General features: G+C 69.7%; 14 protein-coding genes. 11 read left to right on the top strand and 3 right to left on the bottom strand.

Annotated features, from left to right (window positions below; translation table 11 throughout):
* Positions 1-24 precede the first annotated feature (24 nt).
* The 11 genes from ACFTE1_RS00070 to ACFTE1_RS00020 all read left to right on the top strand — a co-directional run bounded on the left by ACFTE1_RS00070 (position 25) and on the right by ACFTE1_RS00020 (position 9,732).
* Entirely contained in the window at positions 25-909 is an 885-nt protein-coding gene (locus ACFTE1_RS00070; RefSeq protein ID WP_380618830.1) for a UTP--glucose-1-phosphate uridylyltransferase, read from the top strand.
* 154 nt (positions 910-1,063) lie between these two features.
* Entirely contained in the window at positions 1,064-2,302 is a 1,239-nt protein-coding gene (locus ACFTE1_RS00065; RefSeq protein ID WP_380618832.1) for a molybdopterin molybdotransferase MoeA, read from the top strand.
* Positions 2,303-2,333: 31 nt separating this feature from the next.
* Positions 2,334-2,960: a GNAT family N-acetyltransferase gene (locus ACFTE1_RS00060; protein ID WP_380618834.1), complete on the top strand. Its 627-nt coding sequence runs from the start codon at positions 2,334-2,336 to the stop codon at positions 2,958-2,960.
* A 74-nt stretch (positions 2,961-3,034) separates the two neighbouring features.
* A complete protein-coding gene (locus ACFTE1_RS00055; RefSeq protein ID WP_380618836.1) occupies positions 3,035-4,165 on the top strand; it encodes a 5-(carboxyamino)imidazole ribonucleotide synthase in 1,131 nt (376 codons plus the stop codon).
* 20 nt (positions 4,166-4,185) lie between these two features.
* A complete protein-coding gene (gene purE, locus ACFTE1_RS00050; protein WP_380618838.1) occupies positions 4,186-4,719 on the top strand; it encodes a 5-(carboxyamino)imidazole ribonucleotide mutase in 534 nt (177 codons plus the stop codon).
* 135 nt (positions 4,720-4,854) lie between these two features.
* Positions 4,855-5,265, top strand: coding sequence for a hypothetical protein (locus tag ACFTE1_RS00045; protein ID WP_380618840.1), 411 nt, complete (start codon positions 4,855-4,857; stop codon positions 5,263-5,265).
* A 116-nt stretch (positions 5,266-5,381) separates the two neighbouring features.
* Entirely contained in the window at positions 5,382-6,029 is a 648-nt protein-coding gene (locus ACFTE1_RS00040; protein WP_380618842.1) for an HAD-IA family hydrolase, read from the top strand.
* Between the two features lie 152 nt (positions 6,030-6,181).
* The gene (locus ACFTE1_RS00035) at positions 6,182-6,898 is read left to right on the top strand and encodes a hypothetical protein (protein ID WP_380618844.1); all 717 of its coding nucleotides are present in this window, start codon (positions 6,182-6,184) and stop codon (positions 6,896-6,898) included.
* Between the two features lie 8 nt (positions 6,899-6,906).
* Positions 6,907-8,145 carry an MFS transporter gene (locus ACFTE1_RS00030; protein WP_380618846.1) on the top strand — a complete coding sequence of 413 codons (1,239 nt, stop codon included), beginning with the start codon at positions 6,907-6,909 and terminating at the stop codon, positions 8,143-8,145.
* 65 nt (positions 8,146-8,210) lie between these two features.
* Positions 8,211-9,284: an alpha-hydroxy acid oxidase gene (locus tag ACFTE1_RS00025; RefSeq protein ID WP_380618848.1), complete on the top strand. Its 1,074-nt coding sequence runs from the start codon at positions 8,211-8,213 to the stop codon at positions 9,282-9,284.
* A 76-nt stretch (positions 9,285-9,360) separates the two neighbouring features.
* Positions 9,361-9,732: a DUF2784 domain-containing protein gene (locus ACFTE1_RS00020; protein WP_380618850.1), complete on the top strand. Its 372-nt coding sequence runs from the start codon at positions 9,361-9,363 to the stop codon at positions 9,730-9,732.
* A 106-nt stretch (positions 9,733-9,838) separates the two neighbouring features.
* Here the strand turns inward: ACFTE1_RS00020 and betT are convergent, their stop codons facing one another.
* From betT to ACFTE1_RS00005, 3 genes are all read right to left on the bottom strand, one after another.
* Positions 9,839-11,959: a choline BCCT transporter BetT gene (gene betT, locus ACFTE1_RS00015; RefSeq protein WP_380618852.1), complete on the bottom strand. Its 2,121-nt coding sequence runs from the start codon at positions 11,957-11,959 to the stop codon at positions 9,839-9,841.
* A 12-nt stretch (positions 11,960-11,971) separates the two neighbouring features.
* On the bottom strand, positions 11,972-13,636 hold the full coding sequence (betA, locus tag ACFTE1_RS00010; RefSeq protein ID WP_380762525.1) for a choline dehydrogenase: 1,665 nt from the start codon (positions 13,634-13,636) through the stop codon (positions 11,972-11,974).
* A gap of 4 nt (positions 13,637-13,640) precedes the next feature.
* The coding region (locus tag ACFTE1_RS00005) for an aldehyde dehydrogenase family protein (protein WP_380762522.1) at positions 13,641-15,050 on the bottom strand (1,410 nt) is incomplete at its 5' end.

Here is a 15,050-nt window from a genome sequence, read left to right as displayed (position 1 = left end):
GGCGCGGAACGATAACCTCACTGTATGTCGGAAAACAAGCGCGCCGTCAAAGCCGTCGTCCCCGCTGCGGGCAACGCCACGCGATTCCTGCCGTCCACCAAGTCCGTCCCCAAGGAGCTCTTCCCTGTCGTCGACAAGCCCGTCCTGCACCACATCGTGGAGGAGGCCGCCGCCGCGGGCCTGACCGACGTCCTCATGGTCACCGCGCGGGGCAAGGAGTCCCTCGTCGACTACTTCGACGTCCGGCCCGACCTGGAGCAGGCGCTGGAGCGCAAGGGCGACTCCGCCCGCCTGGAGCGGGTCAAGGAGGCCGAGGGCCTGGCCGACATCACCGCCATCCGCCAGGGCGGTCCGCTCGGACTGGGGCACGCCGTCGGGCGCGGCGCCTCCTTCGTCGGTGACGAGCCCTTCGCCGTCCTGCTCGGCGACGAGTTCTGCGAGGTCGACGACAAGCTGCTCCCCCGCATGATCGACCTGCAGGCCGAGACCGGCGGCGTCGTCCTGGCGCTCATGGAGGTCCCGTGGGAGGACGTCAGCCGCTACGGCGTCGCCTCGGTGGAGGCCACCGACAGCGACGACGTCGTGCGCGTCTCCGGGCTCGTCGAGAAGCCGGCGCGCGAGGACGCCCCCTCGAACCTCATCGTCATCGGACGCTACGTCCTGCCGGGCGCCATCTTCCCCGAGATCGACCGCACGCCCCCCGGAAAGGGCGGCGAAATCGGACTCACCGAGGCGATGGACGCCATGCGCGACAACGGGACTCCGGTCCACGCGATCGTGTTCCGCGGACGCCGCTACGACACCGGGGAACCGGTCGGATATCTCAAGACCCTCGTCGAAATCGCCGCGAAACGGGACGACCTCACGCAATTCCGCGACTGGTTGCGGGAATTCGCGTCGGAGCTCTGACGCGCACCGTACAGCGCACATCCACCGTCTGGTTGTCGGATGGGATATATCCAACAACCGGACGGTGCTTTATGCGTTTCACGGACGGAGCGGTGCACTATTTGGCACAGTTTTATATAGGTCGGGCAATTAGTCGACAATCAAGGGGACGGGAATGACAGGATCAGAACGGGGCGTCGCATTCGCCGACTTTCTCACGCAGTCGCTCTCCCAGGTCCGCCCGCTGCCCCCGACCGATATCGACCTGATCCAGTCCACCGGGTCCGTCCTCGCCGCCGACGCGGCCGCCCCCGCCCCGCTGCCCCCGTTCGACTACGCCGCCATCGACGGCTATGCCGCCAACATCGACGACGTCCTCGGCGCCAGCGCCGACCACACCATCGGGATCAAGGTCCTCGGCGACCTGTCCGCCGCCTCCTGGCGGCCCGTCCGGCTCGTCCCCGGCACCTGCTTCTCCGTCGCCGCCGGCGCCCCGCTGCCGATCGGCGCCAACGTCGTCATCCCGCAGGCCTGGACCGACGAGGGAATGGCCACTGTGGAGGTTCGGCGCACGCCCAAGAAGGGCCACGGCGTCACCTACGCCGGGTCGCAGCGAGCCCAGGGCGAGGCTCTCGCCCACGCCGGGCGCCGCGTGACGCCCCAGCTGATCGCGCTGCTGGCCGCCTCCGGCATCGCGGACGTGACGGTGCGGCCGACGCCGCGCGTGGTCGTCATCGCCACCGGCGACGAGCTGGTCGACACCGGCCGGCCCTCGCAGCCGGGCCAGATCATCGACGTGGACTCGCACCTGGTCACCGCCGGCGCCAGCGAAGCCGGCGCCCACGCCTACCGCGTGGGAATCTGCGACGACGAGCCCGAGGCGCTGCGCAACGTGCTCGACGACCAGGTCGTGCGCGCCGACTTCGTCATCCTCACCGGCGGCACGTCCACCGGCCCGGGCGACATGGTCCGCCGCACCCTCTCGCGCGACAAGACCGTCTCCTTCCCCGGCCTGGCCATCTACCAGTGCGAGAACATCGGCTTCGGCACCATCGGCCCCGAGGAGATCCCGATCCTCTGCCTGCCCGGCGACCCGGTCTCGGCCAGCCTCGGCTTCGAGATCCTCGGCCGCCCGGCCATCCTGCGCCTGGCCGGCGCCGAGCCGGTCTTCCGCCCCAGCGTGCGCGCCAACCTGACCGAGGCCGTCAGCTCGCCCGGCGGCAAGCGGGAGTTCCGCCCCGTCAAGGTCACCGAGCGGCGCGGCGGCGGCTACACCGTCGCCCCTCTTGGGCCCCAGTCGTATACACTCAGTGGACTGGCCGAAGCCACCGGGCTCATGGCCGTCGGCGAGAACTCCACCGAAGTCCCAGCCGGATCGACCGTCGACGTCATGCTGCTCGACCGCCACAGATGACAGCCCGCACTCTCTGATCCGGACCACCGCCATGAACCTCAAGAACCCGGGTTGGCCCGCCGTCCTCCGCGACGGCCCGGTCAGCCTGCGCCCCTTCCAGCGCCGCGACTCCGCCCGCTGGTCCGACCTGCGCCGCGCCAACGAGGCCTGGCTCGCCCCCTGGGAGCCCAGCCCCCACGTCAGCTGGTACGAGGCCCACTCGAAGGCGTCGTGGCGCTTCGTCTACAAGTCCTACCGCAAGAGCGCCCGCGAGGGCACCAGCTGGCCCTTCGCCGTGTGCTACGAGGACCGGCTCGTCGGGGGCCTCACCATCGGCAACATCGTCCGCCGCGCCTCCGGCAACGCCTACGCCGGCTACTGGATCGACCACGGACACGCCGGGAGGGGCATCACAACCACCGCCCTGGCCCTGTCGATCGACCACGCTCTGACGACCGGGCGCCTGCACCGCATCGAGGTGAACATCCGCCCGGAGAACGGGCCGTCCAACCGCGTCGTCGAGAAGCTCGGGCTGCGCCGGGAGGGCCTGCACGAGCGGTACCTCTACATCGACGGGGCCTGGCGGGACCACTACGGGTACGCCGTCACCGCCGAGGAGGTCATGCAGCAGCGCCTCATCGACCGCCTCAAGAGCCGCAACAACCGCTCGTTCCACTGAGGGCCCGACGACGCGCGTCACCCCGGATCGTCGAGAAGATTCGTAGGACGACCGTTCGCGCTTAGAATGATGCGGTGGACCCGAATACACAGCTCCCCGCCGTCGGCATGATCGGCGGCGGCCAACTCGCCCGCATGACCCACCAGGCCGCCATCAGCCTCGGCCAGAGCCTGCACGTGCTGGCCGCCGACGAGAGCGACTCGGCCGCCGTCGTCACCCCCCGGACCACGGTCGGGGACTGGAGCGACGCGGCGGACGTGCTGGCCTTCGCCGAGGGCAAGACGGCGGTGACCTTCGACCACGAACACGTGCCGCAGGAGGTGCTACGCGCCCTCGAGGACGCCGGCGTGCGCATCGAACCGGGCGCCGACGCCCTGCTCTACGCGCAGGACAAGCAGGCCATGCGCGAAAGACTGTCCAAACTAGACCTTCCCATGCCGCGCTGGGCCCCGGTCTCCTCCGTCTCCGACGTCGAGGCCTTCGGCTACCCGTGCGTCCTCAAGGCCGCCACCGGCGGCTACGACGGCAAGGGCGTGTGGATGGTCGACAACCCGACCGAGGCCCAGGAGGTGCTCTCCTCCGGGGTCCGGCTGATCGCCGAGGAGCGGGTGCCGCTGCTGCGCGAGGTCGCCGTCCAGATCGCCCGCACCCCCTCCGGGGAGACGCGCGTCTACCCGGTCGTGGAGACGGTGCAGCGCGACGGGATCTGCGTCGCCACCATCGCACCCGCCCGCATCGGGGAGGAACTGGAGGCCGAGGCCCGCCGCGTCGCCGAGACCGTCGCCTCCGAGCTCGGCGTGACCGGCATGCTCGCCATCGAGCTGTTCCAGACCAACGACGGCCTGCTGATCAACGAACTGGCCATGCGGCCGCACAACTCCGGCCACTGGACCATCGAAGGGGCGGTGACCTCCCAGTTCGAACAGCACCTGCGGGCCGTCCTCGACTACCCGCTCGGCTCGGCCGACCTGACCGCCCCGGTGGTCGTCATGGCCAACATCCTCGGCGGCCCCGACGGCGGGCCGCGCCTGGACGAGCGGATCCAGAAGATGGCGGCCGAGATCCCCGAGGCCCGGCTGCACCTCTACGGCAAGGCCATCCGCCCCGGGCGGAAGATCGGCCACGTCACCGTCTCCGGCGCCGACGTCGACTCCGCCCGCCGCAGCGCCCTGCGCGCCGCGCAGTGGATCCGCGAGGGGCGCTGACCCTCCACCACCGTCCAGCCATGAACCAGGGAGAGAACATGTCCGAGACCAAGGCCCGCGTCGGCGTCATCATGGGTTCCGATTCCGACTGGCCCACCATGGAGCCCGCCACCGAGATTCTCGCCGACTTCGGCGTCCCCTACGAGGTGCGGGTCGTCTCCGCGCACCGGACCCCGCACAAGATGGTCACCTACGCCGAGTCCGCCGTCTCACGGGGCCTGCAGGCGATCATCGCCGGCGCCGGAGGCGCGGCGCACCTGCCGGGCATGGTCGCCGCCGCGACCCCGCTGCCCGTCATCGGCGTCCCCGTGCCGCTCAAGCACCTCGACGGCATGGACTCGCTGCTGTCCATCGTCCAGATGCCCGCCGGCGTCCCCGTCGCCACGGTGTCCATCGGCAACTCCCGCAACGCCGGGCTGCTCGCCGTGCGGATGCTCGGCGCCACCGACGAGGCCCTGCGCGACAAGATGACCGGCTACCAGTCCGACCTGGAGCGCCTGGTGGCCGACAAGGAAGCGGCCCTCCGCTACCGCATCGCCCACCCCGACGAGTAGACGGCGGCCGTTCCGGTCCGAGCCGATCAGTCCGGAACGGCCCTTCTCCAGCCGCCGGCGAGCGCCGCCCCGGCGGAGTTCCCGTATCGAATACACACATTTACAGTCATACACTCGTGCTGATAGCATGTGCGAATGCCGACCGGATTTCGCTTCCTGCTGCACACCCTGCAGTCGCTCTCCCTGCTCGCCGCGCTCTTCTTCGCCTTCGTCTACTTCGACGTCGAGTTCGCCATGACCGGCACCTCCTGGGCCGCCCCCGCGCGGATGGCCCCGCTCGCCTTCATCGGCTTCGCCGTCCTGTCGGTCGCCCTCGCACCGCGGCAGTGGTCCATCGACCCCGCCCCCCACGTCGCCCAAGCGCCGTCGCTCGCCCAGCCGGCGGCGCCCGCCGGCTCCTCCCAGCCCGCGCCCGCGAGCCCGCCCAGCGCCTACGGCAACCCGCAGCAGCCCGGCGCGCCCACCGCCGGCCGCCCCTCGGCGGGACAGCCCTCCGCCGGAACCCCGCCGCGCTTCCCCTCCTCCCAGCAGTTCCCGAACGGCTGACCCGGACCCGACCGCCGTCCCGTTTCGACGGACTCCCGGTCCGACCGATACCGGGTCGGCGGCGCGCACCACCGACTACCATGGGGGCGTAACCGGTTGCGAAAGTAGGGCGTTCCATGGGATCCATCGACTGCAAGGCCATCCTCTTCGACCTCGACGGCACGCTCGTCGACTCCTTCCCCATGGTCGAACGCGTACTGCGCGGCTGGGCCGCCGAGAAGGGCGTCGACCCCGAGGCCGTCCTCGCCGCCTCGCACGGGCGGCGGGACGTCGACGTCATCGCCATCGTCGCCCCCGACCTCGACGCCCCGTCCGAAGCCGCCGCCATCGCCGAGCGCGAGGCCCGCGAATCCCACGGCCTCAAGGAGATCCCCGGCGCCCTGCACCTCGTCGAGTCCCTCCCCGCCCACCGCTGGGGCGTCGTCACCTCCGGCATGAGGATCGTCGCCACCGCCCGGCTCGAAGGCGCCGGCTTCCCCCTCCCCCGGACCCTCGTCACCGCCGACGACATCCGCGAGGGCAAACCCCACCCCGCCCCCTTCCTCGCCGCCGCCGCCGACCTCGGATTCTCCCCCTCCGACTGCCTCGTCTTCGAAGACGCCCCCGCCGGAGTGCGCGCCGCCCAGGCGGCCGGCATGGACTGCATAGGAATCGGACCGGAGGTCCACACCCTCGTCGGCTCCGGAATGACCGCCGCCGTCCCCGACCTCGCCGGAGTGAAGGTCGCCTCCGGAGAGGGCCTGACCGTCACCTGGACCGACTGAGCCGACCGCCTCCGAGAGAAGAGAACCGCGTCCCACGGCGATACGGAACCGCCTCGGCCGTGGATGGACGCCACAGGGCGCGGACGAGGCGGCCGGGCCCGACGACGGCTACCATGGAAGGCCCCCGTCCCCTCCCCCGAAGGACCGACCGCATGGACCGCGCCTCCACGTCCGCGAAGAGCCCCGCCGCCATCGCCATCGCCGTCATCGCGACACTGGCCATCGCCGGCCTCGCCCTCCTCTTCCTCCGCGGCACCGGAGAAGAGGACGCCGGAAGCATGCCGCAACCCCCGGACGCCCCCGACGCCTCCCCCGACCCCGAGGACCGCGACCCCGACTCGGACGACCTCTCCGACTACACCCCTCCCCCGAACTTCTACACCGCCGACACCTGCGAGCGCCTCGAACTCACCGCCGTCGTACAGTACTTCGGCACCTCCGCCAAAGGCGACCGCGGCCTCCAGCCCGCCGGCGACGCCCAAAGCGGCTATACCCTCGACACCCCCGACGACCGAGGCCTCATGGCCGAACTGAAATGCGGCTACTACGGCCCCGGATCCACCTACATCGACGTCACCGTCACCGGCTGGGCCGACGACGAGGCCGCCGCCGCACACGCCGAACGCACCCGCGACACCTGGGAGACCTACGAAGACCCCGCCCTCTCCGACCGAGAGTCCGACGGCAAGACCGGCTTCCTCGGACACCTCGACACCACCACCGAACTCCTCCTCGCCGACGGACCGGTCACCTACTCCGCGTACCTCGACGGCCGCAAGAGCAACGCCCGCGACGAAGCGGAGAACGCCGCCGCCACCGCCCTCCAAGAGATCGAACGCCGCTACGACGAAGTCGCACAAACCGACTGAGACAACCCATGCCCCACCGCCCCCGCACCGGGCTCTGGGCCGGATACGCCGTCCTGACCGCCTGCTTCCTCACCGGCTTCTTCTACCGCTTCTCCCCGGCCACCTTCGCCGAGGAGCTCGGCCGCGACCTCGGCACCTCCGCCACCGCGCTGGGAGCACTCGCCTCCTGGCACTTCTGGGTCTACACCGCCGCCCAGATACCCGCCGGAACAGCCGTCGACCGATGGGGAGCACGCCGATCCGCGGCGGCCGGCTCGGCGATCGCCGCCGCCGGAGCCCTCTCCCTCGCCACCGCCGACGGCTTCCTCCAGGCCTCACTCGGCCCGATCCTCACCGGACTCGGCATGTCGGCGGTCTTCGTGGCCGCCATGAAGTACAACGCCGCCCGGTTCGAGCCCCGCCACTACGGACTCGTCACCGGCCTGACCATGCTCCTCGCCAACATCGGCAGCGTCGCGGCCGGCAGCCCCTCGGCCATCCTCCTGGAGCACTTCTCCTGGCGCGCGGTCTTCCTCGGCGCCGCCGCCCTCTCGACCGCACTCGCCCTGGCGAGCGTCGCCGCCGTCCGCGACCAGACCCCCGACACCGCCGCAAGGCCACCGAGAGAGGGACTGAGCGCGCTCGCCGGAAGGAAAGGCCTCTGGCCCGTCTTCTGGTGCACCATCGGCACCAACGCCACCTTCTACTCCTTCTCCGGGCTATGGGGCACACCGCTCCTCGGCGACGGCTTCGGCCTCGCCACCTCCACCGCGGCCGTTTACTCCACCGTCGCCCTGACCCTCTACGGACTCGGCTCCCTCCTCATCGGCATCGCCTCCGACAAGGCGGGCCGCCGCAAACCCTTCCTCGTCGGCACCTCCGCCGCGGCCGTCGCGGGCTGGGCCGCACTCGCCGCGGCGCCCTGGAGCCCCGGCCCCTCCGGCCTCCTCCTCTACGGCCTCGTCGGACTGGCCGCCTCACAGGTCACCGTCTCCTTCGCCGCCGTCAAGGAACTCGCGCCCGGCACCGCCGCGGGCAAGGCCCTGGCACTGGTCAATGCCGGCGTCTTCGGCGCCACCGCCGTCCTGCAACCGCTCTTCGGCAGAGTCCTCGACGCCGCCGGAGGCGACTCACCCGACCTCGCCGACTACCGAACCGCCCTGGCACTGCCGCTGGCCCTCAGCGCCATCGGCCTCGCCACCTCCCTCCGCACCACGGAGACCCACTGCCGCGACCTGCACCCGCGACCCGAGCCCGCCCGCTCCTGAACCCCGCCGGAGGACGCCCCGGTGGCGACGGAGGCCTATGCTGTAAGGCACAGGGACACCGCACCATGAGGGAGAGAGACATGCAGCCGGACCACCTCGTCACCGTCGCCGACTTCCAGGAGGCCTCGCGCCACGCGATCTCCGAACCCGCCTGGGACTACATCACCGGCGGCTCCGGCGACGAGATCACCGTCCGGGCCAACACCAGCGTCTTCGAAGAACGGCGCATCCTCCCCCGAATGCTGCGCGAGACCTCCTCGATAGACACGCGCACGACCATCCTCGGCGCCGAATCGGGCAAACCCTTCGCCATCGCCCCCATGGCCCTGCAACGGCTCTTCCACCCCGAGGGCGAGATCGCCACGGCCCGCGCCGCCGCACGCAACGACATCCCCTTCAGCCTGGCGACCCTCAGCAGCATCGAGATGGCCAAGGTCGTCGAGCACGGAGGACAGTTCTTCTTCCAGCTCTACTGGCTGCGCGACCGCGGCCTCATGGCCGAGATGCTCGCCGGCGCCGAGACCTTCGGCTGCCGAGCGGTGATCCTCACCGTTGACGCCCCGCCCCTCGGCCACCGCCTGAGGGACGTCCGCAACGGCTTCCGACTGCCCGACGACGTCTACCCGGCCAACATCGTCTCGGAGGACGACGAGGCGGCCGAAAGCCTGCGCGACTCGGTGGACCTGACCTTCGACACCTCCCTCAACTGGGACGACCTCGAATGGATCAAGGAGCACTGCTCCCTGCCGCTGGTCATCAAGGGCCTCCTGCACCCCGACGACGCGCGGGCCGCCGTCGAGCACGGGGCCGACGGCATCGTCGTCTCCAACCACGGCGGCCGCCAACTCGACCAGGCGGTCACGAGCCTGGAGGTCCTCCCGCTCATCCGCGAGGCGGTCGGCCCGGACCTGGAACTCGTCCTCGACAGCGGCGTCCGCTCCGGACGCGACGTCCTGCTGGCGCTCGCCAGGGGAGCCGACTCCGTCTTCATCGGGCGCCCGGCACTGTGGGGGCTCGCCGTCGCGGGCGCCGACGGCGTCTCGCAGGTGCTCGGGATCCTCGAGGCCGAGCTCCTCGACGCGATGTCCCTGTCGGGGACGCGCACCATCGCCGAGGCCAAAGAACTGGCCGTTTGGTAAGGAATCCTCAACGGTCTCCTGGAAATCTCTCCGGCGGCGGGCGATAATAGGGCCACGCCGCCGAGAGGGGGTTCCCGTGGCCGACGCCGTCCTGGCCGACATCGTCATGGCCGTCCACTTCGCCTTCGTCGTCTACGTCCCGCTGGGCGGATTCCTCGCCTGGAAGTGGCCGAAGACCTGGTTCCTGCACGTCCCCGCCACGATCTACGCGCTGGCCATCGTCACCTGGGACTTCACCTGCCCCCTCACCCCGCTGGAGAACCACCTCCGCGAGAGGGCCGGCCAGGATCCGCTGGAGCCGGCGGGCTTCATGGCCACCTACATCGAGGGCGTCGTCTACCCCGAGAGCGCCGTTCCCCTGATCCGGGTGCTGACCGGGCTGGCCATCATCACCTCCTGGGTCGGCGGCATCGTCCTCCACCGCCGCCGGGCGCTCGCCCGGGCCTGAGTTGAATGTTTACCATCGGCGCCGCGCGGAGCGTCGACGCGGGCGGACGGCCGTCGGCACGGAGAAGGGGCCCGGCGAACCGGGCCCCTCTGTCTCCGCCTCCTCGTCAGTGCTTCCCCTCCTCCGGAAGGTCCGGCTCACCGAAGGTCGTGTCCTGCGGCAGCGGGTTGAACCCGGGCGTCTCACGGCTGATGCGCAGGAACTCCAGGTGGTGCTCGTAGTGGTCGAGGATGTCGCTGATCAGCTGCGTCGTCGTGTAGCCCATGACGTCGTAGCCCTGGTTTCCCTCCGCGAGGTGCACCTCCAGGCGCCAGTACTCCTCGGTCTCCGAGACCACCCCCATGGCGAAGGCCGGCATCTTGGCGGACTCGGGCTGCAGCGCGTACTCGAAGTGCTGCTCCTCCCCCATGTCCACCTGCAGTTCCAGGTAGGGCAGCCCGGAGGCCTCCAACTCGGTCTGCCTCAGGTAGGTCTCCACGCCGCTCTCCTGCAGCTCCTGCGAGACCTGCTGGAAGGCCGGCACCGCCGTCGCCTGGATGTAGCGGCGCACCTGCGCCTTGGTCGGATAGCTCATGGCGCGCGAGATGCGCTGCCTCCAGGTCCGCGCCACGCCCCGCACGTCTCCGCGCGAGCGCTCCGAGAGCGACCCCTGCAGCGAGGCCCTCTTCGCCTCCACACGCATCGACTCGACCCGCAGCGCCTTCCACAGTCCGTAAGCGACCAGGTAGAGGACGAACGAGAACGGCAGGCCCATGATGATCGTGGCGTTCTGCAGCGCCGTGACCCCGTCCACCAGGAGCATCGCCATGGTGATCAGGCCGAGCAGGACGGACCAGAAGATGCGCATCCACCGGTTGGGGTCCTGGGTCGGCTCCTTGATGTCGGAGGTGAAGTTGCCCAGCACGATCGCCGCGGAGTCCGCCGAGGTGACGTAGAAGAGCATGCCGACGAAGGTGGCCAGGCCCGCCACGAACATGACGCCCGGATAGTCGTCCAACAGCGTGTAGAACCCCTGTTCGGGGAAGTTGACGGTGAGGTCGCCGAACTCGGTGTCGCCGCCCATGACCCGCGAGAGCGCCGCGTTGCCGAACACCGCCAGGAACAGGAGCGTGAACAGGAACGGGATGACCATGGCCGCGCCGACGAACTGGCGGATGGTGCGTCCGCGCGAGATCTTGGCGAGGAACAGGCCGACGAACGGCGCCCAGGCGATCCACCAGGCCCAGAAGAACAGCGTCCAGGCGTTGAGCCACTCGGTCGGCTGGTCGTAGGCCATGGTGTCCATGGTCAGGAACACGAACCGCGAGATGTAGTCGCCGACGTTCAGGACGAGCTTGTTGAGCGTCTCGACCGCGCCCTCGGCGAAGAGCATGTACAGCATCAGGCCGATGGCGAGGATGACGTTGAGCTCCGAGAGGCGGCGAATGCCCTTGTCGATGCCCGCGACGGCGGAGATCGTGGCGATGCTGACGGCCAAGGCGATGAGCGCCACCTGCATGGCGACGTTCTGCGGCATGTCGAACATGAAGTGCAGGCCGAAGTTGAGCTGGACGACGCCGATGCCGAGGCTGACGGCCACGCCGAAGACGGTGCCGAGGACCGCCGCGATATCCACCGCGTCACCCAGGCGGCCCTCGACTCGTTTACCGAAGATCGGGTAGAGCGCCGAGCGGATCGTCAACGGCAGCTGGTGGCGGAAGGAGAAGTACGCCAGGGTCATGCCCATGAGCGTGTACATCGCCCAACCGGTGAGGCCGTAGTGGAACAGCGTCCAGACGATCGCCTGGCGCGCCGCCTCGGTCGTCTCCCCCTCGCCCGTCGGCGGCAGGAGGTACTGCGTGACCGGCTCGGCCACTGAGAAGAACATGAGGTCGATGCCGATGCCCGCGGCGAAGAGCATGGCCGCCCAGGCGAAGACGCTGAAGTCGGGCGTGGCGTGGTCGGGCCCCAGCTTCACCTTCCCGAACTTCGACAGGGCCAGGACGAGGACGAAGATGACGATCAGCGTCCCGGTCAGGAAGTAGTACCAGCCGAAGTAGTGGGACACCCAGCCCACGACCGAGCCGAGCACCTCCGCCGCCCGGTCCGGCAGGGCGATGGCCCAGAGGCTGACGGCGAGGATGAGCAGGGCCGACCCGTAGAAGACGGCCGGTCGGACTGTTGGCTTGGACTGCTCCCCGGGAGGGCTCTCGCCCTCCCCCTGGGAGCGCGTGTCGATCTCGGTCATGGCCGGGCTCCTTTATCGCGACGTGGGCGCCGAGGCGTCGTGCCGGTAGTAGGGCACTTTGTCGGCCGATAGCGGCGTGTTGCCGAGAACGAGGTCGCTGGCCTTCTCGGCGAGCATCATGACCGGGGCGTAGATGTTCCCGTTGGTCAGATACGGCATGGCGGAGGCGTCGACGACGCGCAGGCCCTCGAGGCCGTGGACCTTCATGGAGGCCGGGTCGACCACCGCGTCCTCTCCCACGCCCATCTTGGCGGTGCAGGAGGGGTGGTAGGCGGTCTCGGCGTCCTCGGCGACCCAGTCGAGGATCTGCTCGTCGGTCTCGACCGAGGGCCCCGGACTGAGTTCTCCGTCGTCGTACTCGGAGAACGCCTCCTGCGCCATGATCTCCCGGCCGACCCGGATCGCCTCGATCCACTCCTTGCGGTCGTTGGGAGTGGACAGGTAGTTGAACCGGAGCGCCGGCTTCTCCTTCGGGTCGGCGGACTTGATCTTGAGGTCCCCGCGCACGTCGGAGTACATGGGTCCGATATGGATCTGGTAGCCGTGCTTGGCGTCGACCTTGGTGCCGTCGTAGCGGACCGCGATCGGCAGGAAGTGGAACATGAGGTTCGGGTAGTCGACCACGTCGTTGCCGCGCACGAAGCCGCCGGCCTCGAAGTGGTTGGTCGACGCCGGACCCCGCTGCCCCCACAGCCATTGCGCGCCGATGACCGGATAGTAGAGCGGGTTGTAGATCGGGTTGTAGCTCACCGGCTGGGAGCAGGCGTGCTGGATGTAGACCTCCAGGTGGTCCTGGAGGTTCTGCCCGACGCCCTTGAGCTCGTGGCGGGCCTTGACTCCCACGCTCTCCAGGTGCGCGGGATCGCCGATGCCCGACAACTGGAGCAGCTGCGGCGTGTTGATCGCACCGCCGGCCAGGATGACCTCGCCCGCGAGGACCGTGTGCGTGACCCCCGCCTGCCGGAACTGGACCCCGACGGCCTTCTTGCCCTTCATGAGGATCTTGGTGACCATCGAGAGGGTCTTGAGTTTGAGGTTCGGACGGTGCTTGACCGGGTGGTAGTAGGCCCGCGCCGACGACCAGCGGCGGCCGTTCTTGATGTTCCGGTCGAAGTGCTGGAAGCCCTCCTGCTGGAAGCCGTTGACGTCCTTCGTGATCGGATAGCCGGCCTGCTGTGCGGCGTTCAGGAACGCCTTGAACAGCGGGTTGGCCGCCTGCCCCCGTTCCAGCCAGAGCGGGCCCTCGTCGCTGCGCCAGTCGTCGGGGCCGACGGTGCAGTTCTCCATGCGCTTGTAGTAGGGCAGGCAGTGGGCGTAGTCCCACGTCTCCATGCCCGGGTCGGAGGCCCAGCGCTCCAGGTCCATCGGGTTGCCGCGCTGGAAGATCATGCCGTTGATCGACGAGGAACCGCCCAGCACCTTCCCGCGGCCGTGGTAGACGCGCCGTCCGCCCATATAGGGCTCTGGCTCCGACTCGTAGCGCCAGTCGTAGAGCGGATTGCCGATGATCTGCGTCAGCGCCGCCGGCATGTGGATGAAGATGTCCCAGATCCAGTCCGCGCGTCCCGCCTCCAGCATGAGGACCGTGTTGGTCCGGTCCTCCGACAGCCGGTTGGCCAGCACGCAGCCGGCCGATCCTCCGCCGACGACGATGTAGTCGTACTTCTTGACCGTCATGGGCCTACCTCTCCTCTCCCTGGAACCAGCGCATGGGTTCGGGGGCCGTGTTCTGCCAGATGTGCTTGGTCTCCCGGTACTCGTCGAGCCCGTGGTGCCCCAGCTCGCGTCCGACGCCGGACTTGCCGAAGCCGCCCCACTCCGCCTGGGGGACGTAGGGGTGGAAGTCGTTGATCCACACCGTGCCGTGGCGCAGCGCGCCGGCGACCCGCTGGCCGCGCGAGGCGTCCGAGGTCCACACGCCGCCGGCCAGGCCGTACTCGGTGTCGTTGGCCAGCGCTATCGCCTCCTCCTCCGAGGTGAACGTCTCGACCGAGAGCACCGGCCCGAAGACCTCCTCGCGCACGATGGTCATCTCCCTCGTGCAGTCGTCGAAGACGGTCGGCTCCAGGAAATAGCCGTCCCGGTACTGGTCCCCTTCGGGCCGTTTGCCGCCGCAGCGCAGTGTGGCGCCCTCGTCCAGGGCCGACTGGATATAGCCCTCGACCTTGTCGCGGTGCTGTTCGGAGACCATGGGGCCGACCTCGACGCCCTCGTCCTGGCCGCGTCCGAGCTTGATCTTCCCGGCACGCTCGACCAGCTCGTCGACGAAGCGGTCCTTGAGGGACTCCTCGATGATCAGGCGGGCGCCCGCCGAGCAGACCTGCCCGGAATGGAAGAACACCGCGTTCAGCGCGAAGTCCACCGCCGTGTCGAAGTCGGCGTCGGCGAACACGACGTTCGGGTTCTTCCCGCCCAGCTCCAGCGCGATGTTCTTCACGTCTGCGGCGGCGGTGGCCATGATCCGCTTACCCGTCTCCAGGCCCCCGGTGAACGACACCATGTCCACACCCTTATGGGACGTCATGGGCGCACCCACCCCCGGACCGTCGCCCAGCACCAGGTTCACCACCCCGGCCGGAACCCCGGCCGCCTCGATGATCTTCACCAGCTCGACCGTCGCCAGCGGAGTCACCTCCGAAGGCTTGATGACACAGGTGTTACCCGCCGCCAGAGCAGGCGCCAGCTTCCACGACATCTGCAGCAGCGGATAGTTCCACGGCGCGATCAGCGAACACACGCCGATCGGCTCGTAGACCACACGGCTGATCGAGTTCGGAACACCGGTGTCGACCATGCGGCCGGCGTCCTTGTCGGCCATGTCCGCGTAATAGCGGAACACGTTTGTAATGTCATCGACGTCGGTCTCCGCCTCGGCGACGGTCTTGCCCGTGTCGAGGGACTCGATCCGCCCCAGCTCACCGCGCCGTTCTTGGAGGCCGTCCGCCACCGTGCGGAGGTAGTCCCCCCGTTCGGCGGCCGTGGTGCTCCGCCAGGGGCCGGCGTCGAAGGCCTCCCTGGCGGCACGGACGGCGGCGTCAACGTCTTCGGACGCGGCCTCGGCCACTTCGGCGAGCGGCTGCGCGTTGGCGGG

Source organism: Salininema proteolyticum (assembly GCF_042685645.1).
Classification (GTDB): domain Bacteria; phylum Actinomycetota; class Actinomycetes; order Mycobacteriales; family Micromonosporaceae; genus Salininema; species Salininema proteolyticum.
Note: the sequence above shows the minus strand (reverse complement) of the source record. Positions and strands in the feature narration are given on the sequence as shown.

Excerpts from the sequence above, each read along its gene's own strand:
- purE (WP_380618838.1), top strand. The coding sequence starts at position 4,186 with ATGAACCAGGGAGAGAACATGTCCGAGACCAAGGCCCGCGTCGGCGTC.
- ACFTE1_RS00040 (WP_380618842.1), top strand. The coding sequence starts at position 5,382 with ATGGGATCCATCGACTGCAAGGCCATCCTCTTCGACCTCGACGGCACG.
- ACFTE1_RS00065 (WP_380618832.1), top strand. The coding sequence starts at position 1,064 with ATGACAGGATCAGAACGGGGCGTCGCATTCGCCGACTTTCTCACGCAG.
- ACFTE1_RS00070 (WP_380618830.1), top strand. The coding sequence starts at position 25 with ATGTCGGAAAACAAGCGCGCCGTCAAAGCCGTCGTCCCCGCTGCGGGC.
- ACFTE1_RS00025 (WP_380618848.1), top strand. The coding sequence starts at position 8,211 with ATGAGGGAGAGAGACATGCAGCCGGACCACCTCGTCACCGTCGCCGAC.
- betA (WP_380762525.1), bottom strand. The coding sequence starts at position 13,636 with ATGACGGTCAAGAAGTACGACTACATCGTCGTCGGCGGAGGATCGGCC.
- betT (WP_380618852.1), bottom strand. The coding sequence starts at position 11,959 with ATGACCGAGATCGACACGCGCTCCCAGGGGGAGGGCGAGAGCCCTCCC.
- ACFTE1_RS00045 (WP_380618840.1), top strand. The coding sequence starts at position 4,855 with ATGCCGACCGGATTTCGCTTCCTGCTGCACACCCTGCAGTCGCTCTCC.
- ACFTE1_RS00060 (WP_380618834.1), top strand. The coding sequence starts at position 2,334 with ATGAACCTCAAGAACCCGGGTTGGCCCGCCGTCCTCCGCGACGGCCCG.
- ACFTE1_RS00030 (WP_380618846.1), top strand. The coding sequence starts at position 6,907 with ATGCCCCACCGCCCCCGCACCGGGCTCTGGGCCGGATACGCCGTCCTG.
- ACFTE1_RS00035 (WP_380618844.1), top strand. The coding sequence starts at position 6,182 with ATGGACCGCGCCTCCACGTCCGCGAAGAGCCCCGCCGCCATCGCCATC.